Origin of the sequence: Sporocytophaga sp. (assembly GCF_017745095.1) — a bacterium.
Classification (GTDB): domain Bacteria; phylum Bacteroidota; class Bacteroidia; order Cytophagales; family Cytophagaceae; genus Sporocytophaga.
This window is the reverse complement of sequence record NZ_JAGHZZ010000003.1, coordinates 41,852-67,273: the sequence shown is the minus strand read 5'-3', so window position 1 is coordinate 67,273 and position 25,422 is coordinate 41,852. Positions and strand designations below refer to the sequence as shown.

The window sequence follows — 25,422 nt, the reverse complement described above, 5'->3', positions numbered from 1 at the left end:
GCTACTTAAATTTATCAAAAAATGAAAGTTAAAGCATCTATTAAGAAAAGAAGTGCTGATTGTAAAGTAATCAGAAGAAAAGGTAAACTTTACGTAATCAATAAAAAGAACCCAAGATTTAAACAAAGACAAGGTTAATAATTATTACTATGGCTAGAATTTCAGGTGTAGATATTCCGGATAACAAACGTGGCGAAGTTTCATTAACTTATATTTACGGTATAGGTAGAAAATCTGCGCAATTTATTTTATCAAAAGCAGGCGTTAATTGGGATAAAAAAGCAAGTGAATGGACCGAAGAGGAATCAACTGCAATTAGGAATATTATTGGTGCTGAGTTTAAAGTTGAGGGAGTTCTTAAATCAGAAGTTCAACTAAGCATTAAACGTTTATTGGATATTGGATGTTACAGAGGCCTTAGACATCGTAAGGGACTTCCAGTTAGAGGGCAAAGAACTAAAAATAATTGCCGTACTCGTAAAGGTAAACGTAAAACAGTAGCTAACAAGAAAAAGGCTACTAAATAATAAATAAATATCTAGATAGATAAATTATATGGCTCAACAACAACAAGCAGGCAAAAGAAAGGATAAAGCCAAAAAGAGAGTAGTAGTTGTAGAATCTACAGGTCAGGCTCATATTAAGGCTAGCTTTAATAACATCATTATTTCCATTACTAATAATGCAGGTCAAGTAATTTCTTGGGCGTCTGCTGGAAAAATGGGTTTTAAAGGTTCTAAAAAGAATACTCCTTATGCTGCTCAGGTAGCTGCTCAGAATTGTGCCCAGGTAGCATTTGATTTAGGATTAAGAAAGGTAGAAGTTTTTGTTAAAGGACCTGGTTCCGGAAGGGAATCTGCAATCAGAACTATTCAAAATGCTGGTATCGAAGTATCGATTATAAAAGATGTAACTCCTCTGCCACACAATGGATGCAGACCTCCAAAGAAAAGAAGAGTTTAATTACCGTTTAAAGGTTTAATCCTTTTTACTTTTAAGTATTTATAATAAATAATTGTTCAGAAATGGCAAGATATACAGGCCCGAAAACAAAAATTTCAAGAAAGTTCGGTGAACCAATCTTAGGAGCGAGTAAGGCTCTACAAAAGAAGAGCTATCCTCCTGGAATGCACGGTAGAGGAAGAAGAAAGAAGCAGTCTGAGTATGCGGTTCAGCTATCAGCAAAACAAAAAGCAAAGTATACTTATGGTGTTTTAGAGAGACAATTCTCTAATACATTCGATAAAGCTGCCAGGATGGGTGGTGTTACTGGTGAAAACTTACTTAAACTTCTTGAATCAAGACTTGATAATGTTATCTATAGATTAGGGATAGCACCATCAAGAAGGGCGGCTAGACAGCTTGTGTTACATCATCACATAGTTGTAAACGGGGAGGTTGTTAATATTCCTAGTTATTCTATGAAACCTGGTGATATAGTTGCTGTTAGAGAAAAATCAAAATCTTTGGAAGTAATAACTGCAAGTTTATCTGCAAAAGGTGGAAAGAAGTTTGCGTGGTTTGAGTGGGATAGCAATTCAATGACAGGTAAGTATATTAACTATCCTCAGAGAGAGGAAATACCTGAAAATATTCAGGAGCAGCTTATCGTCGAGCTTTATTCCAAATAATATATTGTTTTATATTTTCTTTTTATCGGATCCAAAAGAAATAACGGAATATGTCAATATTAGCATTTCAAATGCCTGAGAAGGTTGTAATGGAAAAAGCAGACGATTTTCATGGTCTGTTTGAATTTAAACCTCTCGAAAAGGGCTATGGAGTAACGATAGGTAACGCACTCAGAAGAATCTTGCTTTCTTCTTTGGAAGGTTACGCTGTAACTGGAATCAAAATTCCAGGAGTTCTTCATGAGTTTTCTACAATAGAAGGTGTAATGGAAGATGTATCAGAAATTATATTAAATCTTAAAATGGTAAGGTTTAAAAAGGTTGCTGATACAAATGAAAGTAAAATTGTAGTATCCCTAAAAAAGCAAGAAGTTTTTAAAGCTGGAGATATAGGTAAATTTACTTCTTCTTTTCAGATTTTAAATCCTGAGCATGTAATATGCCATCTTGATAATTCTGTTAGTATGGATGTTGAACTTACTCTTGAGAAGGGTAGAGGATATGTTCCGGCAGAAGAAAATAAGCCAGCTGAACAAGTATTTGGTTTTATTCCAATTGATGCAATTTTCACGCCTATAAAGAATGTTAAGTATAGCGTAGAAAATACTAGGGTTGAGCAAAAGACGGACTATGAGAAACTGATTCTTGATATCGAGACAGATGGTTCAATTCACCCAGAAGACGCATTAAAAGGGGCTGCCAATATTCTTATTAAGCACTTCATGTTGTTCTCTGATCAAACTATGACTTTTGAGACCGCGAAACCGGACGAAGAAGAAACAGTTGATGAGGAATTATTACACATGAGGAAATTGTTAAAAACTCCAATTTCTGAGTTAGATCTGTCAGTAAGGGCTTATAATTGTCTTAAAGCCGCGGATATTAAATCTCTTGGTGATTTAGCCGCTTTGGATATTTCAGACATGATGAAATTTAGAAATTTCGGAAAAAAATCATTAGCTGAATTAGAAGCTTTAATTGCCGATAAAAACCTAACATTTGGGATGGATTTGGCTAAGTATAAACTTGATGAAGATTAATTACAATGCGACACGGTAAAAAAGATAACCATTTGGGGAGAACCCATAGTCATAGAAAGGCTTTACTTTCAAATATGGCCTCTTCTCTAATCATTAATAAAAGAATTTCAACTACTGTTGCAAAAGCTAAGGCTTTAAGAAAGTATGTTGAGCCACTGATTACAAAGGCTAAAGATGATACTACTCATTCAAGAAGGGTTGTATTTTCCTACCTTCAGAATAAAGATTCTGTTAGCGCGTTATTCTCTGATGTAATAGAAAAAATTTCTAATCGTCCAGGTGGATATACAAGAATTCTTCGTACTGGAAATAGATTAGGCGATAATGCAGAAATGTGTATTATTGAGTTAGTTGATTTCAACGAACTTTATACTAAATCTTCTGCAAAAGAGGCTGGTAAAACTAAAACTAGAAGAAGTAGAAAAACTTCTAAACCTGATGAAACAGCTGTTGAAGCTAAATCTAAAGGTAAAGCTGAAAAGTCTTCAGAAACTAAGTCAAGTGAAAATTCAGAATCTAAAGACAGCGAATAATATAGCTATTTTAAAATAGTATAAATAAAAAAAGGATTTGACTTTTGTCAAATCCTTTTTTTATTTTGCGCAAATATATTCCTCAATGAAATACAACACTCGCAAGGAGGCTCTCCTTGTTCTTGAAGATGGCACTCTCTATAAAGGCCTGGCCGTGGGTAAAATTGGTACAACCCGTGGCGAAATCTGTTTTAACACAGGAATGACTGGGTACCAGGAGATTTATACTGACCCGTCTTATTATGGTCAGATTATAGTTAATACTACTGCTCACATAGGAAATTATGGTGTTGTTGATGATGAGCAGGAGTCGGATTCTGTTAAATTTAGTGGCCTCGTTTGCAAAACTTTTTCAGATATTTATTCTCGAAAAAATGGAGAGGGCACGCTTCAGGAGTATTTTGAAAAGCAAAATATTGTAGGTATCAGTGAGATTGATACAAGAGAACTGGTAAGACACATTAGAAGTAAAGGTGGAATGAATGCCATTATTTCTTCCGAAATACTTGATGCAGATAGATTACTGGAAGAGGTAAAAAATATTCCTTCTATGAATGGCTTAGAGTTATCCAGTATTGTTAGTACACAAAATGCATATTTTGCAGGTAATGAAAATGCTACTTTAAAAGTTGCAGTGCTCGACTTAGGTATTAAGAGAAGTATTTTGAATAATTTTACCAGTAGAGATGTATTTTGTAAAGTATTCCCTGCAACTACTTCTTTTGAAGAAATGCAGGAATGGGGGCCTGATGGTTATTTTATTTCTAATGGCCCTGGAGATCCTGCTGCTACTAAATATGCAATTGATACTGTTAAGAAGATCTTGAATTTAGATTTACCTTTGTTTGGTATTTGTCTAGGGCATCAGATTTTGGCGGAAGCCAACGGAATTCCAACCTATAAAATGCACCATGGGCACAGAGGGTTAAACCATCCGGTTAAGAATCTATTGACAGGTAAAAGTGAAATTACTTCACAAAATCACGGATTTAGCGTTGATGCTGACGCAGTTAAGAATAGCGCATCAGTTGAGGTTACTCATATTAACCTTAATGATAACACGGTAGAAGGGATTAGGATTAAAGATAAGAAAGCGTTTTCAGTTCAGTATCATCCTGAGTCATCTCCGGGACCGCATGATTCCCATTACTTATTTGAGGAATTTATTTCATTACTTAGAAAATAAATTTTTAATTAAATTTTTAACAAAAAAATGAGCTTAATAGAACAAATCGTTGCCCGTCAAATATTTGACTCAAGAGGTAACCCTACTGTAGAAGTAGATGTAATTACAGAAAATGGGTTCCTTGGGCGTGCTGCCGTTCCTTCAGGAGCTTCAACAGGAAGCCACGAAGCTGTAGAATTGAGAGATGGTGATAAATCAAAATACATGGGCAAAGGAGTCTTGAAGGCTGTTGCAAATGTAAATGATAAGATTGCTGCAGAATTAGTTGGTGCATCAGTTTTTGAGCAAAAGCTAATTGATCAGATAATGATCGAAATGGATGGAACACACAACAAAGGAAAGTTAGGTGCTAATGCAATACTAGGAGTTTCTCTTGCTGTTGCGAAAGCTGCCGCTCAGGAAGCTAGTATGCCCCTTTACAGATATGTAGGTGGCGTAAATGCAGTAACTTTGCCAGTTCCAATGATGAATATCTTGAATGGTGGTAGTCATGCTGATAATTCGATAGATTTTCAAGAGTTCATGATCGTTCCTTCGGGCGCAGCGTCATTCTCTGAGGCAATGAGAATGGGATCTGAAATTTTCCACAACCTTGCAAAGGTGTTGAAATCTAAGAAGATGTCTACAAATGTTGGAGATGAAGGTGGTTTTGCTCCAAATATCCCATCAAATGAAGAGGCTTTAAAAATCATTCTTCAGGCTATTGAAACTGCTGGTTACAGACCAGGAGAAGATGTGTTTATTGCCTTAGATGCTGCAGCTTCTGAATTTTATGATGCTGAAACTAAAATGTATCATTTCAAAAAGTCTACAGGAGATAAATTATCATCTTCAGACATGGCCAATTTCTGGAATGACTGGGTTAATAAATATCCAATCGTTTCTATTGAAGATGGTATGGCTGAGGATGACTGGACTGGATGGAAGCAATTAACTGATCTTGCAGGTAAGAAAACTCAACTAGTAGGTGATGACCTTTTTGTAACAAATGTTAAACGTTTACAAGAAGGTATTGATAAAGGTGTTGCTAATTCAATTCTTATTAAAGTTAATCAAATTGGTTCACTTTCAGAAACTATTGATGCTGTAACTTTAGCTAAGAGAAATGCTTATTCAAGCATTATGTCACACAGATCTGGTGAAACTGAAGATAATACTATTGCAGATTTAGCAGTAGCATTGAATACTGGTCAAATTAAAACCGGCTCATCTTCACGTTCTGATCGTATGGCTAAATACAATCAACTTCTTAGAATTGAAGAAGAACTTGGAGAGATTGCCTATTACCCAGGTAAAAACTTCAGAAAAATCTAATATTAGAAAGTCCCTTTTAACAGGGACTTTTTTTTTACCCTCTCATTTTCTATTTTTAGCAAAATATCTCCTGCAAAGAACATGTTATCAAAACTTCCGCCATTTACAAAAAACTTCTTTTTTATTTCAAGTATCATTTTTTTAATATGGATGATATTTTTCGATTCAAATGATTTTATTAATCAATTCAGAGCTAGTAGAAAGATTAAAGATTTGGAAAGTCAGAAAACCTTTTATGAAGAGAAGATAGAGGAAGTGAAGAAAGAACGGGAAGCATTTTTAAATAATCCTAAAGAATTGGAAAGATTTGCTCGTGAAAATTATTTAATGAAAAAGAAGAACGAGGACGTTTTTATCATCGTAGATGAAGAGTAAATTTCAACCAATAACAGTCAGTCATTAAGATTAGAAGTTAGCTGCGGGGTCATGGAGAATAACAGGAAGTTCGATTTTCAACAAATAGCCAAATACGTTTGGATTATAGCTGGTGGAATTCTTTATTATATTATTGGATTTGTAATACTGTTACAAATGAATTTTTTGTGGTTATTTGGGCAAATGCCTGGTGTTGAAGATCTTGAAAATCCGTCTTCAGATCAAGCTTCTGAAATTTATTCAGCAGATAATATTTTACTTGGAAAATACTTCAGAGAGAACAGGAGTCCGGTTGATTTAACTCAAATTTCGCCTAATGTTGTCAATGCGCTGGTATCAACGGAAGATGTCCGATTCTATGAACATTCTGGAATAGATGCGAAGGGATTTTTTGCAATATTCTGGTATATGGTTAAGGGGGATCAGCGAGGGTCAAGTACATTGAGTCAACAGTTGGCCAAAAATCTTTTTAAAACAAGAAATGATGAATTTCAAGGTATACTGGGCTATGTACCTGTAGTTAATGTCCTTTTATATAAAGCTAAAGAGTGGATGTTGGCAATAAAATTAGAACGAAATTATACGAAGGAAGAAATTATTAATATGTATCTGAATACTGTTGATTTCGGAAGTAATGCTTTTGGAATTAAAGTAGCTGCAAGAACATTTTTCAATACCTCACCAGATAGCCTCACAATAGAACAATCTGCCACTTTGGTAGGAGCATTAAAAGCAACCACTCTCTATAATCCGGTGTACAGACCTGAAAATTCTTTGGAGAGAAGAAATGTTGTGCTTGATTTAATGGTTCAGAATAATATTCTGGATGCAAAAGACTATGATTCTATTAGGAAAATTCCACTTAAAGTAGATTTCAAAGTAGAAAATTCAACAGACGGTATTGCTACCTATTTCAGAGGAGTTTTAAATAAATACTTATTGAAATGGTGTAAAGAGAATGGGAAAGATTTGTATGGAGATGGATTAAAAATATACACTACTATTGATTCAAGAATGCAGAAACATGCAGAAGATGCAGTAGCTGAGCACATGAAAGTTGTTCAAAAGAAGTTTTTTGAACATTGGAAAGGGCAAAATCCATGGAGGTATGAAAATAAGAAAGAAATAACCAATTTTATTGAGGATGCATCCAAAAAAACATTGACTTATAAAATGCTTGTAAAGAAATTTGGAGAAGGTCATGATTCAATAAATATTGTGATGAATACACCTGTACAAATGACCGTATTCAGCTGGGAAGGGGAGAAAGATACAATAATGAGCCCTTTAGATTCTTTAAAGTACTATAAGCATTTTCTTCATTCTGGCTTCATGTCAATGGATCCATCAAGTGGAGAAATTAAAGCATGGGTTGGAGGAATCAATTATAAGTACTTTAAATATGATCATGTAAAACAGGGAAAAAGGCAACCAGGGAGTTCATTTAAACCTTTTGTATATGCCGCTGCTATTGAGAAGGGATACACACCTTGTTATCTCTTACCTGATGCTCCAATTACCTTTAGATACGAAGAAAATGGCGAAATGAAAACCTGGTCACCGAAAAATGCAGATTGGGTATTTACTGGTGACAGCATGACTTTGAGGCAGGCTATAGGCCGGTCTATTAATTCTATAGCAGCACAAGTACTTAAATTGATCGGTATTGATGCCGTTATTAATGAAGCGAAAAAACTGGGAATAACAAGCAAGCTTGAACCAGTGCCATCTATATGTCTTGGATCTAGTGATGTTAGTGTTTATGAAATGGTGGGTGCATACAGTGCCTTTGTAAATAGCGGAGTCTGGGTAGAGCCGTATTTTATTTCAAGAATAGAAGATCGCAATGGAAATATTCTTCATGAGGTAATTCCAAAAACCCGTGACGCACTGTCTGAAGATGTTGCTTATGTTATGGTACACATGCTGAAAGGTGGAGTTGAAGAAAGGGGAGGAACCTCTCAGGCTTTATTTAAATACAATATTTTCAGAGGAAATGAGGTTGGGGGAAAAACAGGAACAACTTCCAATCACTCTGATGGATGGTATATGGGGATTACTAAAAATCTAGTTTCGGGTGTATGGGTTGGAGGAGAAGATAGAAGTATTCACTTTAGAACTTCTCAATTGGGCGAAGGATCAAAAATTGCCTTGCCAATTTTTGGCCTATACATGGAAAAAGTTTATTCAGATGATAGTTTGAACATCCCTAAAGGCTATTTCAAGAGACCTAAAAAGCTGTCTATAAACATAAATTGTCCACCCAGACCAGAGCCAATATTAGCAGATAGTATTGTATCTGATTCTTTAATGGAAGTAGAAGACCCAGAAGATTTTTATTGAATTTTGTAATAATGTTTAAATTTTTAATTTAATAGTACAATTCTTTGAGTTGAATTTCCTTTTTTAATTGTTCAAAGTGAGTTAATTTCGCTATTGATTGGTAGATTTTGTCCATTTTTGATGGTTTGTAAGTTTGTATCTACCAATTAAAAATTTTTAACGATTAATCTTACTATGAAAAGGAACTTTTACAGTCTGATCTGTATTATTGTGTTTTTCGCATCTTTTACAAAAGCGAATGCTCAAAGTCGTGCAGTGAAAAAACTAGAGCAAGAGGCAATTAGTTACTACCAAACGGAGCAATTCCAGAAAGCTTTGGTATTGTATGAAAGATTGGACAGTTTAAAACCCGGAGATGCCGAAATACCATTCCGTATAGGTGTCTGTATGTTTAATCTTCAGCATCGAAGGGAGTCATTGCCTTATTTCAAGAAAGCTCAAAGCCAAGGTTTTTCATTTTTAGATTTAAATTATTATTTGGGAAGAATTTCTCATTTAAATCATCAGTTTGACGAAGCTATAAATTTTTACAAAACTTATCAGACAGCCTTGGGCGACACGCTTACTGCAAAAACTAAAGTTAAAGATAGGCTTCCGGTAGAAGAATACATTGAAATGTGTCAAATCGGTAAGGAGCTTGTAAAAGATACATTATCTCTGGTGGTTAAAAATATGGGACCAGGAATTAATAGTTCTTATCCGGATATTGTACCATTGACATCAGCTGATGGTTCTACTCTTGTGTTTACTTCTAGAAGAGCTAGCACTACAGGTGGGAAAATTGATCTTCAGGATAATCATTATTATGAAGATATTTATATAAGTAACAAAGATTCGTTAGGAAGATGGAAGACTCCAAAAGATCTTGTATCACTGAATACAGAGTTGCATGATGCCTGTATTGGAATATCTCCAGATGGACATAAACTATTTCTTTACAGATCTCATATAGGTAAGGTGAGAAGTGGCAGTATAATGGTGAGCATTCTTGAGGGGAATCATTGGTCTGAGCCCATACTTCTAGATGAGAGTTTTAACAATATTACATGGGAACCGGGTGCAACTATTGCAATTGCTGCAGATGAAAAAACAATTTTCTTCAGCAGTAACCAACTTGGAGGATTTGGAGGTAGTGACATTTATGGTGTAAGAGTGGATCCTACAGGTAAATGGGGACAACCGTATAACCTTGGAAGAAAGATTAATTCCGAATACGACGAAAAACCTACTTACTTAAGCATAGATAATAAAACACTTTTTTTCTCCTCAAATGGGCATAAATCAATGGGTGGGTTTGACATACTCACATCTGTTTATGATGATGTAAATAAAGAGTGGTCAACTCCTGAAAATGCAGGATACCCTATTAATACCGCAGACGATGAAGAAAATTTTATCTGGTCTGCAGATGGAACCAAAGGTTATTTTTCTTCATCAAGACCTGATAGTTATGGCGAATCTGATATTTATGTTATCAATAGACCTCATCCAACCTCTAACCTTGCTTTGGTAAAAGGAACTGTTTTAGATAATGAAACAGGAAAGCCAGTTTCAGCAACAATATCTGTTGTTAATAACATAACTCAGGAAAAAATAGGTTTTTATAATTCTAACTCACTTACTGGACAATATACTCTAGCATTGCCGCACGGGACAAATTATGGCATTGCAGTAGAAGCAAATGGATATATGTTCCATTCTGAAAATATCAATATAGATACTAAAAACCCATTTTTTGAGGCTACCAAAAATGTAAGATTGGAATCACTCAAAGCTGGAAATTCTATAGTGCTGAACAACATGTTCTTTGACTTTAATAAATCAGATCTGAAAAAGGAGTCTAAGTCAGAATTGGAAAGATTAGTCACTTTTTTAAAAGAACATCCTGAATTGAAAATTGAATTATCAGGACATACCGATAATGTTGGTAAAGCGAAGTATAATAAAAAGCTGTCTGACAAAAGAGCTACTGCAGTGTTAAAGTATCTTGCTGCAAAAGGAATCGGTAAAAAAAGAATGGTTGCCAAAGGTTATGGTTCTAATATGCCTGTAAGCACCAATGAAAATGAAAGGGGACGTCAGTTGAACAGAAGAACTGAAATGAAGATTCTTGATAATAATATGGTGGTTTTAAATAGATATCAAGATATCCAAATAAGTTATGCTGTTCAGAACCAGGCACCAGAAAATAATCCATCTGCAACAGAAGTGAAGCCTGCTGAAGTTCAAGCTAAAAATTCTCCAGCAGTAGGTAGTGTTTTGAAGCCTAAAGTTCATTTTACATACAACTCCTATCAGGCACTTACTGAATATTCTACCCAAAAAGTAATGGAAGTAGTGAAGTTGATGAAGGAATATCCTAAAATGAAGATTAAGATTCGTGCTTATGCTGATCCTATTGGAAGTGCTACCTACAATCAGCAACTATCTGAAAAAAGGGCCCAAACGATCATGAATTTTATGGTTAAAGAGGGTATTGAAAAGGATAGACTTACAATTGAAAGTCTTGGAGAGAAAAAGGGTGTTGTTCAAAGTAATGATAAAAAAGAGAACCTAGTAAACAGAAGGGTTGAGTTTATTGTAATAGGCGAATAGATTTTGATTTTCTAAAAAGAAAGAGGCTGATTTGAAATTTCATCAGCCTCTTTTTTTTACCAATTTTTATCTTTCGTAACGTACGAAGGATTAAAGCTAAAGCAAACACCTGCATAATAATCTTCCCTCAGAGAATTAAACAGATGTACGAAGATTGTTTCTCCTAATTCAAGGATTTCGCACAATTGTCCTTTATAATTAACAACGATATCAGACAATTCTCTCTTCTTATCTTTCTCCATAGTCACCCTTTTCTCTATAAACATTGTCATAGAAAAGAAGGTGTCATTTTTTCCGTTTTGTCTCAAACTTAGGATTAAAGGCAAAGCAAATCCCGTAAATCAGATGTTCACGAAGACAATTAAATTTTATTTCTACTGTTTCCCCTTCAAAGGCGATCATTTCACATAATTCTCCTTTATTATTTATGCATAGTTTTGAGAACAATCTTTCAGACAAATAATCTCTATCATAATAGTGGTGCATAATGCCCTCCTCCGTTTCCTTTTAAAAAAATAACTCAATATTCTGTAAGAAAGTTATAAAGGCCTGTATAGTTGTTCTTTAGCTGATGGCGTTTGAGAGAATTGTTTCCTTTTTATTTTTATCCCGAATTATTTTATTATAAGCCAGATTGATTTCTATTAAAGGGAGAATTGGGGGAAATAATTATTGATGGCAAATTGTTATAAAAAAACATTCGTGATTTTCTAAAGTTCTTTTTGGAAGGAGAAATGAAGGGATGAGAATTATGAAAAATAATATAGTTATTGGATTACTGATTGCTCTTTCATTAGGCTTGGCGGGAGCAACTCAATCGTTTGCATTTTCAAAAGAAAAAGCGAGTGAAGTTTACCCATTAAAAGGTCCCAAAAAAATGAAAAAGAATCTTTTTAAAAGAAAGAAAAGATATAAAAATAACACAGTTGTAAAAATTAAAAGGAGTGGAAAAGGTCCTAATAAAGGCAGAAGAAACTACTCAAATAATTTTAGATAGGAGCAAATGGGGTAATTCCCATTTGCTCTTGAGAGCTTATTACCAATCTTCTGATTTCTTTTCTACCGCAGCAGGAGCTCCAGCAAGTTCTTGTTTAAGGCTATTGACTGTAGCCTGAGCGGATTCTGCCGATTTAGTTTTTATTGTACTCCAGCCAGCAGGAACTAAAGTGTATTTTCCACATTGTGGAGTCTCATTTTCAAGTTTACCACCATTCCCTTTCGGAGATTCGTGTACAAAGTCTACCAGCTCATATTTATATTTCCCGTCTTTCACTGAGATAGAAAATAAATAGTTGACGGTCCCTGAATGATTCATACCTCTCATTGGACTAGGATATTGAACTCCAAAATGTCCTTTTGCGACAAATTTGCCTTCTGCCTTAGAGTCTGTTACTTGTTTGAAGCCGTTTGCAAGTGCCCAATTTTTAGCTTTAAGATATAGATCATCTTTTTTGGCGCCATCTACCTGGACTACCTCTGTATAAGTTATTTTTTTAGTTTCAGCATCTATAGGAAGCTGATTCTGAGCTATCAAATTGCTGGTCATCAGCAATAAAATAACAAATGAGAATACGACTTTTTTCATTTTAATACCTGTTTGTGGATTTAACAAAGATAAATTTTAATAATTTAAATAAAAAGAAAGAGCTGGTTTGGTTAGGTTAATAATTTAATTCTTATTGCTTTTGTTTTGTTTTTTATTGAAATAGTTATATATTTTAAACAAAAACGAATTAAACTTGTAAATACTTGTAAACTAACCAAGGATAAAAATGAAAGAAACTAAAATTACCTCCTCATTTTTTTTCTCGCTAATTTCGTTCGTTGCTCTTTTTGTATTTATTGTGGGCCTTTCGATTTTGCTTCGAGTACTTTCTTTTGGAAGGTATAAATTCAGTTATCCCTTAAGGTATTTGAAGAAATATATCGAAGCCCAGCAAAACGTGAATGTGTTTGAGGGTTTTTAATTTATATCAGAAATCTATCATTTCTTTCTTGTATTTTTGTCAAATGACTTGGGAAGAATACTGTATTAGTAAAAAGATTGATTCAAAGGTATTTAAGGAAAAAGAACCTTCGAAATGGCAAGAATTGAAAGATATCTTTGAGCAAGTTCATCCGAATAGCTTTACAGAACAAAAGAAGTTTTTAATTAATGATATTCGGAGACGTTTTTTACTTCACGAAGTACAGGAAAAGAAAACTGAAGAAACCGTTGCCAAAAAGGTATCACTACCTTTTATGAAAAAGAAGGAATAGACTCTAATTTTCTATTTCCTCTTTTTCTCCCTCCTTTATTTTTTCTTCATCCTCAAACAGGTAAAAGTGAAGTTTTTGCTTCAATTCAGATTTGGAAAGATTGGTATGTATTTTACCATTTATGGCCAACGATATTTGACCGGTTTCTTCCGAAACAATTAAAACAATACTATCTGTAACTTCCGTAAGGCCAATTGCAGCTCTGTGTCTAAGACCTAAATGAGCAGGTAAATCTGTATTTTCGCTCACAGGAAGAATACATCTGGCAGCCTTTATTCGATTATTGGCGATAATAACTGCACCATCATGAAGTGGACTGTTTTTTTGAAATATAGCAATCAGTAATCTCTTGGAGATTAGGGCATCCATCATATCTCCAGATTCTGCATAAAATTTCAATTCTGAACTTTTGGCAAATACAATCAAAGCTCCTGTATTAGTTCCTCCTAATATTTTAGCGCTTTCAATTACTGGATTCAGATTGAGACCATCAGAATTGGGTTGAGAACTCTTTTTCCAGAGAAGTCCTTTCAAAAAGGATTTATTAAATGCTGTCGTTTTGCCGATAATGATTAAAAACTTTCGGATTTCCTGCTGAAATAAGATTAATGCTGCAATGACACCAACTCCAATAAACTGACCCAATATGGCAGTCAGCAATTCCATTTTGGCAGCTTTTACAACAAGATAAATAAGATATATAGAGAGAAAACCAAGAAAGATTTTTACTGCAATACTTCCCTTTAATAATTTGTATAATTGATAAAGCAAAAAACTAACGAGCAGGATATCAAGGATATCAATCCAGCTAATTTCTAAAAATCCTATTTTATATAATAACGTCAATTCTTTAATTTTTCTAATAAAGATATAATTTGCTTAGCCTCTCGGACATCATGGACTCTGATAATACTAAGATTTTTTAAGAGGCTTATAGTATTAACAATAGTAGTGCCGTTTAAAGCTTCTTCCTGAGAAACATTTAAAGTTTTGTATATGAAGGATTTCCTGGAAACTCCTAAAAGGACAGGTAGATTTAAGGCACTGAAGATATCTAACTGTGTAATCAAATGAAAGTTTTGTAAACTATTTTTAGAAAAGCCTATCCCTGGATCTATAATTATATCCCAGACTCCCAGTTCATTCAAACGATGAATTTTCTGTTGGAAATATTGAAGCATATCTCCAATCAAGTTATCGTATTGGTTAAGTTTTGCCATAGTTGCGGGAGAACCTTTCATGTGCATTAATACATAAGGGAGTTTCAACTCTGCCACAGTTTCAAACATTTTTTTATCTAATTCGCCTCCAGAAATGTCATTAATAATTTCTGCTCCTTCTGCCGCTGCGATCTTGGCAACTTCGGATCTGAATGTATCCACAGAAACAATGCATTCAGAAAACTCTTTTTTTATGATTTTTAAGGCACTTGCTACTCGGGCTATTTCTTCTTCGATTGGTATATTTTCTGCTCCAGGTCTGGATGAGTACCCCCCAATGTCTATAATATCAGCTCCATTTTCTAGCATTGATGCAGCTCTTCTGACAATATCATCAGGAGTAAGATATTTTCCTCCATCATAAAATGAATCAGGGGTTACATTTAAGATACCCATAACCAGTGGACTGATAGATAAATCAATTAATTTCCCTCGGACCAGCAGTGTTTTTTTTGTCTCAAAAATTCTATGTTTCAAATTCTAGTATTGTAAATTTGACCTAAACAAAACTACTAAATAGAAATTAAAATTGGCAAACAGGACAGAAAATGAGTATAGGCAGGTTATAAAGAAGTGTAAGGACTTATTTATCAAAAAGACGCAGGATTATGGAACAGCATGGAGAATTTTGCGTTTGCCTTCAATAACTGATCAGATATTTATAAAAGCCCAAAGAATCAGATCAATTCAAGACAAAGGAACTCAGAAAGTTGCTGAAGATATCAATTCGGAATTTATCGGAATCATAAATTATTGTCTTATCGCAATGATGCAGCTAGGACTTAAAGATACGGATCCTATGGAATTACCTGCAGAAAAGGTAGCTGAACTATATGATAAATATTCAGAAGAAACCCTTGAGCTTCTGACCAATAAAAATCATGATTATGGGGAAGCTTGGAGAGATATGCGAGTGAGTTCGATAACAGATATTATTCTTATGAAGTTGTTGAGGGTTAAGCAGATAGAGGATAATAGCGGTAAGACCTTGGTTTCTGAAGGGGTTAATGCGAATTATCAGGATATGCTAAATTACAGTGTGTTTTCTTTAATCAAATCCAACTTTATAGATGGGTAAAATCATTAATACAATAAGCAGAATTCTTGTTGGCTGCTTGTTTATTTTTTCTGGTTTGGTAAAACTGAATGATCCTTACGGAACTGCTTTTAAGCTTGAGGAGTACTTTCATGTATTTAGTGCAGATTTTGGATCTTTTTTTGAAGTTTTTATCCCATATTCTCTATTCCTATCTATCGCAATAGTAGGGTTGGAAGTAATTCTGGGCATAGCTGTATTACTGAATTACAGAATGAAGCAGACTACCTGGGTCCTTTTGCTTCTAATACTGTTTTTTACATTTTTAACATTTTATTCCTTTTATTTTGATAAGGTTAAAGAGTGTGGCTGCTTCGGAACTTTGATAGTTTTAACTCCTAAACAGTCGTTTATAAAAGATCTTATTCTTCTAATTTTTGTACTGATAATATTTTTCTTAGGAAGAAATCAAGTTTCAGTTTTAAATTCTTTCAAAGGAGATTTATTAATGCTTATAGTTTCGTTTGTGACTTTTTATACTGGATATCATGCAGCCAATCATTTGCCATTCTTTGATCTGCTTAATTTTAAGATAGGAAATAATATACCTCAACTAATGAAGGCAGAAGAAGCTCCTAGATATAAATTTATTCTGTCTAAAGGAGGTAAGGAATTCGAGTTTTTGCAAGAAAACTATCCTACTGATACCTCGTATAAGTTTGTCAGGTATGAGCTTTTAAATAAAGACACAACCAAACTAGTTCCTAAAATTATTGGATTTAATGTTGATAGTGATGAAGGGGATAAAACAAAGGAAATTCTGACAGGAAAAAGATTGCTAATTACAATACCTGATGTGGAGAAAGCTTTTAAGAATTGTGAAGGAAGTTGTGTTGAAAAATTAAAGACTTTGATAGCCCAATCTGAAAAAATGGGTTTTTCACCAGTCATTTTGACTGTACCTGGTTCTTCAGACGTTATGGAAGCATTTAGGCATGAATTACAGCTTCCGGTACCATATTATTACATGGATGATGTCATTTTGAAAATGATGGTTAGGTCAAATCCTGGAATAATGGTATTAAAAGATGGGACTGTGATAGGGAAGTGGCACTATAATGACATTCCAGATAGTGATAATTTAAAAATGCTGCAGAAGTAGATAAATGATAAAATTTATATCGACGAGGTTTTTATATGGCTTTCTGGTACTGTTCGGTGCTTTGATAGTTGTATTTTTTCTTTTTAATGTATTGCCTGGCGATCCTGTAGCCATGATGGCAGGGCAGAGAACAGACGTTTCTACCCGAGAAGCTATTACCCGGGAGCTGGGCCTCGACCAGCCACTTCCTGTGCAGTTGGGCTATTATTTGAATGATCTTTCTCCTGTTTCTATTCATAAGAATACTGAAGCAAATGAAAAGAATTATGAGTATAAAAAACTTTTCACAGTAAATGATAAAGTAGTAGTGGTTAAATATCCATATCTGCGAAGATCATTTCAAACCAATAAAAAAGTTAGTGAAATCATTTTCGAGAATCTTGAAGGCACCTTCTGGCTTGCATTTGCAGCTATGTTATTTGCCACTGTTTTTGGAATACTCTTTGGAATGATGGCTTCCGTTAAACCCAACAGCCTTCTAGATCATTCGACAATTTCTCTTTCAGTTTTGGGCATTTCAGCACCACCGTTTGTGATGGGAGCGTTAATTGCCATGGTTTTTGGATATTACCTTTCTGATTATACGGGCTTGAATACATCTGGCCAGTTATGGGAGGATGATCTAACTGGGAGAAAGTTGGTATTGAAAAACCTTATTTTACCTGCATTTACCTTAGGACTTAGACCTTTAGCTATTATTATTCAGCTTACAAGAAGCAGTATGCTGGATGTATTATCTCAGGATTATATAAGAACAGCCAGAGCAAAAGGTCTACGATATTATAAAATAATACTTAAGCATGCTTTGAAAAATGCTTTGAATCCAGTTATTACTGCAGTTTCCGGATGGCTAGCTTCTTTAATGGCTGGTGCATTCTTTATAGAATACATATTTAATTGGAAGGGGATAGGATCTGTTACTATTGATGCGGTTTATAAGCTTGATTTTCCTGTAGTAATGGGTACAACATTGTTTGTAGCCCTTGTTTTCATAGTTATCAATATTTGTGTAGATATTTTATATGCAGCCATTGACCCAAGGGTAAGATTGCATTAACTCCTAAATAAGCATTCGCCTTTGAAAAAATCCTGTTAATTATTAAAATCCACCATTTGATTATAAGTTCTAATGGATTGATTAACACTGATATTTTTTTTAATGCTTAATCCCTGTTAATTTTGCTGCATGAAGCTTTTTTTAATCGGACTCCCCGGTTCGGGGAAATCTACCCTTGGCGTTAAACTTGCGGAACTACTTAATTTTGAATTTTTAGATACGGATGAATTAATTGTCAAAACAGAAGGAATGACGATCAATGAAATATTTCATCAGTTCGGAGAGGACCATTTTAGAAGACTCGAAGAAGCAACCCTTAAGCAGCTTAATAATCTCGATAATACTGTCATTTCGACAGGAGGAGGCTTGCCATGTTTTTATGATAATATGAATTTAATATTATCCATGGGATTTAGTATATATCTTAATGTCTCTCCGGAAATAATTACTGAAAGATTATATGCAGTAAATGATCAGAGCAGACCAATGGTGAAGGGGAAAACCAAAGAGGATATGTTAGCTTTTCTGATTCAAAAGTGCAAAGAGAGAACTGGTTTTTACAATAAAGCAAACCTTGAAATAAACGGGGTAACTTCAGCTGAAGAAGTAATAAAATTGCTAAAAGAAAAGGAAGTTATTTTTTGAAAAAAGTACTAACTGTGCCTTCCAGACTGAGGTAGTAATTGCCGGATGCAAGATCCTGTACCATAATAAATGCGCCTGCCCCTTTCTTGATCAGTTTGCCTCTTTGATTATATATTTCGAAATTAGCGTTTTTAGATAAAGTAAGTTTGTCATCTACTCGTTGCGGATAAAAAGTAACAAGGGACTGATCGCTCACTTTTTTGAGGAAGTGCGATGTTTTATCTTCATATCTGACAACGTATTCCGAAGCTGCTAATCCAGTAATGTCAACTTCTTCACTTTTACCTTTCAGTAAAATATTCCCTTTTAAGTCTTCTATCTGATACTTGGCTTTTGTAGTGAAAAAAAGTTTGCCAGCAGCGGTTTGAGGATAAAACTGAACTTGCTCGTTAAACAGGAAATTCAGTTTTTTGTCAAGATCGTATTCGTCAAGATCAGTTCCGATGATAAATCCTTTTTCGTCTATTAAAAAAGTAGCGGGAATTCCTGACACTTCGTAGAGTTCAGCTACTGCATTTTCCCAACCCTTTAAATCACTCCCATGGTTGGGCCATGAGAGTTGATCTTTTTTTATAGCATTAAGCCAGGCTTCTCTTTTGGTATCCAACGAAACGCTGAAAATTTCAAATCCTTTATCGTGGTATTTCTGATAGATAGCAACTACTTCTGGATTGGCTTCGCGGCATGGCATGCACCAGGAAGCCCAAAAATCAAGCAATACGACTTTGCCAGTAAGATCTGACAGATGAATTGTTTTCCCGTTAGGATCTTCAATTTCAAAATCTGGCGCTTTTTGTCCTACTTTGGGTTGGGCAAAAGAGAAAAAGAAAGATGAAGATAAAATTGCTAATAAAATGATTGTTTTAAGCCATTTGCTCTTCATCTTGATATTAATTTATATTATAAAATTAAAAGCTTGTGCCTATTGTAATTACAAAGCTTGTATTTCTGTTATTGACAATTGCCATTGGTTCTTTGCCGCTGTTTAAGTGATAAGAGTAGTAATTACTTTTGTAGAATGTATTTACAAAAGCAACATCAGCATAAAAGCCTTCAGATTTCAAACCAGCACCGAAGGTAAAGGTATTAATGGTCCTATCGAGATCATCGACAATCCCATGTCTATATGGATCGCCTAATCTTGCATATCCGGCTCTTAACCTATAGTCACCAAGTCTGGCTTCTGCTCCAAGGTTAAAATTATATGTAGTCTTATAAAGATTTTTTATAACATCATTATCTGCGTCCAATTCCTGAGGATCGGCCCCTTTTAATCTCGCTCCACTATAGCCTACAACTTCGACATCTCCGGAAATAAATCCAGCTTTCCCTGCAAATAAGGCAATTCCTGCTTTTGCTCTTGCAGGTGTTGTCAGATTATAATTATATGTCCCAGGGAGCGTAGAGAAGGATTGGAATGAGTCATCAATACCAAATGCGTTTACAAAATCTGAATTTAGATTCATCTTGATTTTGTACTCATAAGTAGTCCTGATTGAATAATATGTTGGAGTCTGACCGGTAAGTCCTATTCTTATCCAATCAGCAGGTTTAATAATTGCTCCTACTTTAAAGTTAATACCGGTACCCCTTAATGTTAAATTATCATATAAAGAATAGCTATCAATAGTATCACTAGTCTGGGTATTGGTTTCTGTAAATACTTTACTAGACTCATATTTGATAGTAGCAATTCCAAGCGAGGCGCCGAGATAAATTTTATCATCAATATTTCCACCGTATGCAATGTCCCATTGACTTTGGTTTCCTTTGGTAGCAACTATTTCCTTTTGCTTTACGATGTTATCACTCATCAATGAGTGCCATGGATTTCCAGGACATTGGATTGGTCCATTTGCATCTTCACCACAATATATTGGGTCAATAAGGTAGGCATTGTAGGCTAGACCTACGATATCAGTAAGAGCATTAAGGTCTTGGTTGGCAACTTCGTCATAAGTATAGCCTCTTGCTGATTCAGCTACATATTGGCCGAATGTGTTTGATTTATTAAAACCACTATAGCTAAATTGGTTTTGAAAGTTATTGGTTCTAGTCATGCTGATACCAAATGAACCTCCTCTGTATTTCCCCGGCACTATATCATCTTTTGCGCCAGAAAAGACAATTCCGATATTGGCGATATTAAAGCTAACTTTATTGTCTCTAGTCTCTGTACCAAGCATATTGGTTCGGGTTCCTGCGAAATTTAGACCGGGCGTAATGCTAACATCAGACTTTCTATAAAATCCCAGACCTGCAGGGTTACTATTAAGTGTTCCCATATCGGCACCAAGAGCTGTTGTAGCTCCTGCAATACCCTGGAAGCGTGCAGTACCCCCAAATGTGGTTTGAGAAAATCTCACGGCATCATTGTAGTAACCAAATGGACCTTGAGAAAAAGCAGAAATAGAAAACAGGCTTAAAAAGCCTGTTGTAAAAATGTATTTTGATATTTTCATAGTATTGTACTAAAACCTTCTTCTGCCAGCAGGAGAGCTGTTATGGGATGGAGCAGAACCTCCGCCACCACCACCGCCACCACCTCTTGGAGAGGGCGAACTGTAGTTGTTATGATTATTGTAGTTATTGCTATTGTTATAATTATGGTTATTATAACTATTGTTGCTATTGTTATTATCATAGGAAGAGCTCCTCTGATTATTATAAATTTGTCTTCTATTGCTATTGTTTCCACCTCCTGAGTTTCCGGAATTATTTGAAGGTGAAGAATATTGATCGTTAGATTGATAGGTCGAACGGTTGTCAGGAGTCGTAGTAGGCGTAGATGATGTAGATTGTTGGCTATTGCTGCCGGAATTATTTCCCGGATAATAGATTTGTTTTCTACCATTTGCGTCTTCTTTGATTACTCTACCCTGACCATTGTTATAAGAATCCTGAGTATTTCCGTTGGAATACCTCTGTGTTCTTGGGTCATTACTGTTTTGAGGAGTATTAACTCTTCCTGCCGTTCTGTCTTGTCTTGGACCATTATTAACAGGTCTGGATTTTACATTTGCATTGTTATATCCCTGCATGTATCCATAGCTATATCCTCTGTCAAAGCTGCTATATGGATAGCCATAGTATCCACCATATCCTCCCCAATAAGGATATCCTCCCCAAGTAGTAGCCCAGTATGGAGAGTACCAGCTATTATAACTATACCAAGGCGAATAATAATCATAATAGTAATAAGGGGAGCCCCAGCTCATGCAAGAATAATATGGACTTCCATATCCAAAACCATATCCAGGATAAAAGGAATTGTAGCCATAATAGCTATTCCACCCCCAACCTGTATTGTAGCCGAAACTAACAGTAATTCTTGAAGTAGGTCCAAAGGAGGCATATGGGTTCCAGCCTGTTGTATAACCCATTCCCCAATTATATCTCCTAGAGGAATTACTATTGTAGATATAATCGTCATTGTCGTAATAATTATTATTCGTGATATAGGTATCACCTCCAGAACTTGTAGAAGAAGAGGTGTTACTTTTATAAGTATATCTCGAATAGTCTACAGGTTTATCACTTGAAGAATAACTGTATTCGTTGGTGGAAGATTGATTATTATTATTTGAATAGTTTTGATTATTGTCAGAATTGTAATTCTGAGGCATATCATTTCCTGAGTAAGTTTGGTTATTGGTAGCAACAGGTTGTACTTTCCTTTTATCCTTAGAAGAAAAATAAAGGTCATCATTTTCAGGAGAAGATGACGTGAACTGATTACTGGTGCAAGCTCCCATCATTCCTAACACAGTCAATACCAGTAAATTTTTGAGTCCAAATGATTTCATAGTAATACTATTTATCTGTATTAATAACTAACGAAACGGACCTTTAGTCCATTATCTTTAAGCAAATTAATTTATTTTTAGCTAAAGGACTATGAAAAACCGTTTTATTCAACTTTTAAAAACAATTTTCTAGTCTTATAGTATATTTGCCACTTCAAAAATTAAAGATCAAAAGGTATACCAAAATAAATAAAAATAATGAGCAAAGGATTGCCAAAAAGAAGTGAAGATTATTCAGCATGGTATAATGAACTGGTCAAAAGAGCAGATCTGGCTGAAAATTCGGCGGTTAGAGGTTGTATGGTTATTAAACCCTATGGTTTTTCCATTTGGGAAAAAATGCAGTCGGTTTTAGATAAAATGTTTAAAGATACAGGACACTCTAATGCCTATTTCCCTCTTTTTATCCCAAAATCTTATTTAAGCAAAGAAGCAAGCCACGTTGAAGGGTTTGCAAAAGAATGCGCGGTAGTAACGCATTACAGATTAAAAAATTCTCCGGATGGAAAAGGTGTTATTGTAGATCCGGAAGCAAAACTAGAAGAAGAACTTATTGTAAGACCTACTTCTGAAACTGTCATCTGGAGCACATATAAAAACTGGGTTCAGTCATATAGAGATCTGCCATTGCTTGTAAATCAGTGGGCTAACGTAGTTCGTTGGGAAATGAGAACTCGTTTATTCCTGCGTACAGCGGAATTTTTATGGCAAGAGGGGCACACAGCGCATTCTACTTCTCAGGAAGCGATCAGAGAGACAGAACAAATGCTTGAGGTATATGCAAATTTTGCTGAGCAATTTATGGCGATGCCTGTTGTGAAAGGTAAAAAGACTGCAAATGAGCGTTTTGCTGGCGCAGAGGATACTTATTGTATTGAAGCTTTAATGCAAGATGGAAAAGCTTTGCAGGCAGGAACTTCGCATTTTTTAGGACAAAATTTTGCAAAAGCATTTGATGTAAAATTTGCAAATCAGGCAGGTCAGTTGGATTTTGTCTGGGGAACCTCGTGGGGGGTAAGTACCCGATTGATGGGAGCGCTTATTATGGCTCACTCGGATGATGAAGGCTTGGTTTTACCTCCAGCTTTGGCACCGATTCAGGTGGTAATTGTACCTATTTTCAAAGGAAAAGAACAACTTGAACTTATAAGGGAAAAAGCTGAAGTGATAAGAAAACAGCTTCTTGCAAAAGGGATTTCAGTGAAGTTTGATGACAGAGATACTCAGACTCCGGGCTTTAAATTTGCAGAATACGAACTTAAAGGGGTCCCTGTTCGTCTGGCACTTGGAGCAAGAGACCTTGAAAATGGAACAATTGAAATTGCTCGTAGAGATACTAAAGAGAAAAAGTCTTTTAAAATAGAGGAAGCCGTTACTCAGGTAGAATCCTTATTGGCAGATATTCAGCAGAATATTTTTAATAAAGCTTTAAAATTCAGAGAAGAAAACACAACTAAGGTTGATTCTTTTGATGAATTTGTAAAAGTACTGGATACAAAAGGTGGTTTCATTTTAGCTCACTGGGATGGTTCTTCTGAAACTGAGGAGAAAATAAAAGAAGAAACAAAAGCGACTATCAGGTGCATTCCTCTTGATGCCAAAGATGAAGCTGGTAAATGTATTTACACAGGCAAACCTAGTACGAAGAGGGTAGTATTTGCCAGAGCATATTAATTATTTAATTTAAAGACTGTCCCAAATTATTGTTTGGGGCAGTCTTTCCTTACTGTAAGGCATTGTTCCACTCTAATGCCTTGAAACAGAAACCATTTTTCCTTTATTTTGATAGCATCATAGGATAGTTTCATTGTTTTCCCATTCATGTCCTGTACAGCCATAAACACTGTAAAGTTATTCTCATTTTTTTTCAACTCCTGTTGGTCTACAAGCTCAGTTTCAGACCAGTTTAGCTGATGACTTATGCCCGCTTCTTCAACAGTTGCAAAGTTTTCTTTCGTTTGATTTTTAAAAGTTTCCACATCTATTTGGTCATAAATGTATTTATCTTTCTGGGAAGCATGATTTTTTAAGTATAAAATTTCATTTTCATCCGGAATGTAAGAAGTGAGCATATCAAAATTGTTCATCTTTAAGGCGCTGGCTAATGCACCTGTGATCTCCTTACGTTTTGTAGCGCCTCTTTTTTCAATGTCCACTTCCTCATCTAATATATTGATTGAAAAAAGAATTAATAATATTGATATAGTTTTTAGCATGTTTTTTACATATATCAATACAACAGGGGTGAAAAATGAATAGTTATTTAGGTTGTAATACTCCCTGTAACTCACAGATTTCAATAATAGGAAAGGGAATAAAATTGGCCTATTTGGATTAATTACATACCTTTAAGAAAATTATCATTTTAAATAACCGTTTTTACAGAGCATTATAAAGTAAGATGTCTGTTCACAAATCAGAAATTAGAAAAGTAACTACGCACCAGTTACAAGAAATGAAGAATCGTAAAGAGAAGATTTCCATGCTTACGGCTTACGATTATTCAATGGCAAAAATTCTGGACACAGCAGGTGTTGATGTTCTGCTGGTAGGAGATTCTGCCTCGAATGTGATAGCAGGACACGAAACTACCTTGCCAATCACCCTTGATCAGATGATATATCATGCGAGTTCTGTAATAAGAGCGGTAAGCAGGGCATTAGTCGTTGTAGATCTTCCTTTTGGATCTTATCAGGGAAACTCTTCTGAAGCTTTAAGATCAGCCATCAGGATCATGAAAGAATCCGGAGCGCATTCTGTGAAGATAGAAGGAGGGATAGAAATAAGAGAAAGTATTCTGAGAATATTAAGTGCTGGTGTACCGGTTATGGGACACCTCGGACTTACTCCTCAAAGTATTTATAAATTCGGAACATATACCGTAAGAGCAAGAGAAGAGGCAGAAGCTAAGAAACTTATAGAAGATGCCAGACTTTTAGAAGACTGTGGGTGCTTTGCTATCGTTTTAGAAAAGATTCCTGCTGAATTAGCTAAGACAGTTGCTGAAGAGCTTACTATTCCGGTAATCGGTATTGGTGCAGGACCATTTGTTGACGGGCAGGTACTTGTTACTCATGATATGCTTGGAATTACGAAAGAGTTTAAACCAAGATTTTTGAGAAGATATGCGGAGCTGGATAATATCATTACCAATGCTGTCGAAGAGTATATTAAAGATGTAAAGTCTGTAGACTTTCCCGGACAAGAAGAATATTATTAA

General features: G+C 35.1%; 28 protein-coding genes. 19 read left to right on the top strand and 9 right to left on the bottom strand.

The window, feature by feature from the left end; genetic code table 11:
- The first annotated feature begins 21 nt into the window (after window positions 1-21).
- From ykgO to eno, 8 genes are all read left to right on the top strand, one after another.
- Complete coding sequence (gene ykgO, locus J7604_RS05390) at window positions 22-138, top strand: type B 50S ribosomal protein L36 (RefSeq protein WP_028981563.1); 117 nt, start codon at window positions 22-24, stop codon at window positions 136-138.
- A gap of 11 nt (window positions 139-149) precedes the next feature.
- Window positions 150-527: a 30S ribosomal protein S13 gene (rpsM, locus tag J7604_RS05385; protein ID WP_028981564.1), complete on the top strand. Its 378-nt coding sequence runs from the start codon at window positions 150-152 to the stop codon at window positions 525-527.
- Window positions 528-555: 28 nt separating this feature from the next.
- On the top strand, window positions 556-963 hold the full coding sequence (gene rpsK, locus J7604_RS05380) for a 30S ribosomal protein S11 (protein WP_028981565.1): 408 nt from the start codon (window positions 556-558) through the stop codon (window positions 961-963).
- Between the two features lie 62 nt (window positions 964-1,025).
- Window positions 1,026-1,631, top strand: coding sequence for a 30S ribosomal protein S4 (gene rpsD, locus J7604_RS05375; RefSeq protein WP_293892228.1), 606 nt, complete (start codon window positions 1,026-1,028; stop codon window positions 1,629-1,631).
- Window positions 1,632-1,681: 50 nt separating this feature from the next.
- Entirely contained in the window at window positions 1,682-2,671 is a 990-nt protein-coding gene (locus tag J7604_RS05370) for a DNA-directed RNA polymerase subunit alpha (RefSeq protein WP_028981567.1), read from the top strand.
- 5 nt (window positions 2,672-2,676) lie between these two features.
- Window positions 2,677-3,204: a 50S ribosomal protein L17 gene (rplQ, locus tag J7604_RS05365; protein WP_293892224.1), complete on the top strand. Its 528-nt coding sequence runs from the start codon at window positions 2,677-2,679 to the stop codon at window positions 3,202-3,204.
- 85 nt (window positions 3,205-3,289) lie between these two features.
- Window positions 3,290-4,390, top strand: coding sequence for a glutamine-hydrolyzing carbamoyl-phosphate synthase small subunit (carA, locus tag J7604_RS05360; RefSeq protein ID WP_293892221.1), 1,101 nt, complete (start codon window positions 3,290-3,292; stop codon window positions 4,388-4,390).
- Window positions 4,391-4,417: 27 nt separating this feature from the next.
- Window positions 4,418-5,704: a phosphopyruvate hydratase gene (eno, locus tag J7604_RS05355; RefSeq protein ID WP_293892218.1), complete on the top strand. Its 1,287-nt coding sequence runs from the start codon at window positions 4,418-4,420 to the stop codon at window positions 5,702-5,704.
- 2 nt (window positions 5,705-5,706) lie between these two features.
- On the opposite strand, the gene J7604_RS05350 is transcribed toward eno, so the two are convergent.
- A complete protein-coding gene (locus J7604_RS05350) occupies window positions 5,707-5,841 on the bottom strand; it encodes a hypothetical protein (RefSeq protein WP_293893173.1) in 135 nt (44 codons plus the stop codon).
- Window positions 5,842-5,854: 13 nt separating this feature from the next.
- Between J7604_RS05350 and J7604_RS05345 the strand changes: the two genes are divergently transcribed.
- The 3 genes from J7604_RS05345 (at window position 5,855) to J7604_RS05335 (ending at window position 11,017) form a co-directional block, all read left to right on the top strand.
- The gene (locus J7604_RS05345) at window positions 5,855-6,079 is read left to right on the top strand and encodes a septum formation initiator family protein (RefSeq protein ID WP_342665062.1); all 225 of its coding nucleotides are present in this window, start codon (window positions 5,855-5,857) and stop codon (window positions 6,077-6,079) included.
- A 156-nt stretch (window positions 6,080-6,235) separates the two neighbouring features.
- Window positions 6,236-8,422, top strand: a complete 2,187-nt coding sequence (locus J7604_RS05340) for a transglycosylase domain-containing protein (protein ID WP_293892214.1) — start codon at window positions 6,236-6,238, stop codon at window positions 8,420-8,422.
- A gap of 174 nt (window positions 8,423-8,596) precedes the next feature.
- The gene (locus J7604_RS05335) at window positions 8,597-11,017 is read left to right on the top strand and encodes an OmpA family protein (RefSeq protein WP_293892211.1); all 2,421 of its coding nucleotides are present in this window, start codon (window positions 8,597-8,599) and stop codon (window positions 11,015-11,017) included.
- 56 nt (window positions 11,018-11,073) lie between these two features.
- Here J7604_RS05335 and J7604_RS05330 read toward each other — a convergent pair whose 3' ends face one another.
- Entirely contained in the window at window positions 11,074-11,259 is a 186-nt protein-coding gene (locus J7604_RS05330; RefSeq protein WP_156140367.1) for a hypothetical protein, read from the bottom strand.
- A 509-nt stretch (window positions 11,260-11,768) separates the two neighbouring features.
- Between J7604_RS05330 and J7604_RS05325 the strand changes: the two genes are divergently transcribed.
- Entirely contained in the window at window positions 11,769-12,014 is a 246-nt protein-coding gene (locus J7604_RS05325) for a hypothetical protein (protein ID WP_293892203.1), read from the top strand.
- 39 nt (window positions 12,015-12,053) lie between these two features.
- Here J7604_RS05325 and J7604_RS05320 read toward each other — a convergent pair whose 3' ends face one another.
- Window positions 12,054-12,602, bottom strand: a complete 549-nt coding sequence (locus tag J7604_RS05320; RefSeq protein WP_293892200.1) for a DUF4468 domain-containing protein — start codon at window positions 12,600-12,602, stop codon at window positions 12,054-12,056.
- A gap of 425 nt (window positions 12,603-13,027) precedes the next feature.
- Here J7604_RS05320 and J7604_RS05315 point away from each other — a divergent pair, with 425 nt between their 5' ends.
- Window positions 13,028-13,276 (top strand): hypothetical protein, encoded by a 249-nt coding sequence (locus J7604_RS05315; protein ID WP_293893170.1) that lies wholly within the window; start codon window positions 13,028-13,030, stop codon window positions 13,274-13,276.
- 3 nt (window positions 13,277-13,279) lie between these two features.
- Here J7604_RS05315 and cdaA read toward each other — a convergent pair whose 3' ends face one another.
- Complete coding sequence (cdaA, locus tag J7604_RS05310) at window positions 13,280-14,122, bottom strand: diadenylate cyclase CdaA (protein WP_293892197.1); 843 nt, start codon at window positions 14,120-14,122, stop codon at window positions 13,280-13,282.
- Window positions 14,119-14,892 carry a dihydropteroate synthase gene (gene folP / locus J7604_RS05305; protein ID WP_293892195.1) on the bottom strand — a complete coding sequence of 258 codons (774 nt, stop codon included), beginning with the start codon at window positions 14,890-14,892 and terminating at the stop codon, window positions 14,119-14,121. Before folP ends, cdaA begins: the two co-directional genes overlap by 4 nt.
- 133 nt (window positions 14,893-15,025) lie before the next feature.
- Between folP and J7604_RS05300 the strand changes: the two genes are divergently transcribed.
- From J7604_RS05300 to J7604_RS05285, 4 genes are all read left to right on the top strand, one after another.
- Window positions 15,026-15,574 (top strand): DUF1599 domain-containing protein, encoded by a 549-nt coding sequence (locus tag J7604_RS05300; RefSeq protein ID WP_293892193.1) that lies wholly within the window; start codon window positions 15,026-15,028, stop codon window positions 15,572-15,574.
- Complete coding sequence (locus J7604_RS05295; protein WP_293892191.1) at window positions 15,567-16,694, top strand: BT_3928 family protein; 1,128 nt, start codon at window positions 15,567-15,569, stop codon at window positions 16,692-16,694. Before J7604_RS05300 ends, J7604_RS05295 begins: the two co-directional genes overlap by 8 nt.
- Before the next feature lie 4 nt (window positions 16,695-16,698).
- Entirely contained in the window at window positions 16,699-17,751 is a 1,053-nt protein-coding gene (locus tag J7604_RS05290; RefSeq protein WP_293892188.1) for an ABC transporter permease, read from the top strand.
- A 129-nt stretch (window positions 17,752-17,880) separates the two neighbouring features.
- Complete coding sequence (locus J7604_RS05285) at window positions 17,881-18,396, top strand: shikimate kinase (RefSeq protein WP_293892185.1); 516 nt, start codon at window positions 17,881-17,883, stop codon at window positions 18,394-18,396.
- On the opposite strand, the gene J7604_RS05280 is transcribed toward J7604_RS05285, so the two are convergent.
- From J7604_RS05280 to J7604_RS05270, 3 genes are read right to left on the bottom strand one after another with little or no spacing between them, the layout of a single operon-like run.
- A complete protein-coding gene (locus J7604_RS05280; protein ID WP_293892182.1) occupies window positions 18,386-19,279 on the bottom strand; it encodes a redoxin domain-containing protein in 894 nt (297 codons plus the stop codon). The two genes, J7604_RS05285 and J7604_RS05280, sit on opposite strands and share 11 nt — an antisense overlap.
- Before the next feature lie 25 nt (window positions 19,280-19,304).
- Complete coding sequence (locus J7604_RS05275; protein ID WP_293892179.1) at window positions 19,305-20,858, bottom strand: hypothetical protein; 1,554 nt, start codon at window positions 20,856-20,858, stop codon at window positions 19,305-19,307.
- A gap of 9 nt (window positions 20,859-20,867) precedes the next feature.
- Window positions 20,868-22,202, bottom strand: coding sequence for a hypothetical protein (locus J7604_RS05270; RefSeq protein ID WP_293892176.1), 1,335 nt, complete (start codon window positions 22,200-22,202; stop codon window positions 20,868-20,870).
- A 198-nt stretch (window positions 22,203-22,400) separates the two neighbouring features.
- Here J7604_RS05270 and proS point away from each other — a divergent pair, with 198 nt between their 5' ends.
- Window positions 22,401-23,876 (top strand): proline--tRNA ligase, encoded by a 1,476-nt coding sequence (proS, locus tag J7604_RS05265; RefSeq protein WP_293892173.1) that lies wholly within the window; start codon window positions 22,401-22,403, stop codon window positions 23,874-23,876.
- A 26-nt stretch (window positions 23,877-23,902) separates the two neighbouring features.
- On the opposite strand, the gene J7604_RS05260 is transcribed toward proS, so the two are convergent.
- Complete coding sequence (locus J7604_RS05260) at window positions 23,903-24,418, bottom strand: hypothetical protein (RefSeq protein ID WP_293892170.1); 516 nt, start codon at window positions 24,416-24,418, stop codon at window positions 23,903-23,905.
- Between the two features lie 185 nt (window positions 24,419-24,603).
- Here J7604_RS05260 and panB point away from each other — a divergent pair, with 185 nt between their 5' ends.
- Window positions 24,604-25,422, top strand: coding sequence for a 3-methyl-2-oxobutanoate hydroxymethyltransferase (panB, locus tag J7604_RS05255; protein WP_293892167.1), 819 nt, complete (start codon window positions 24,604-24,606; stop codon window positions 25,420-25,422).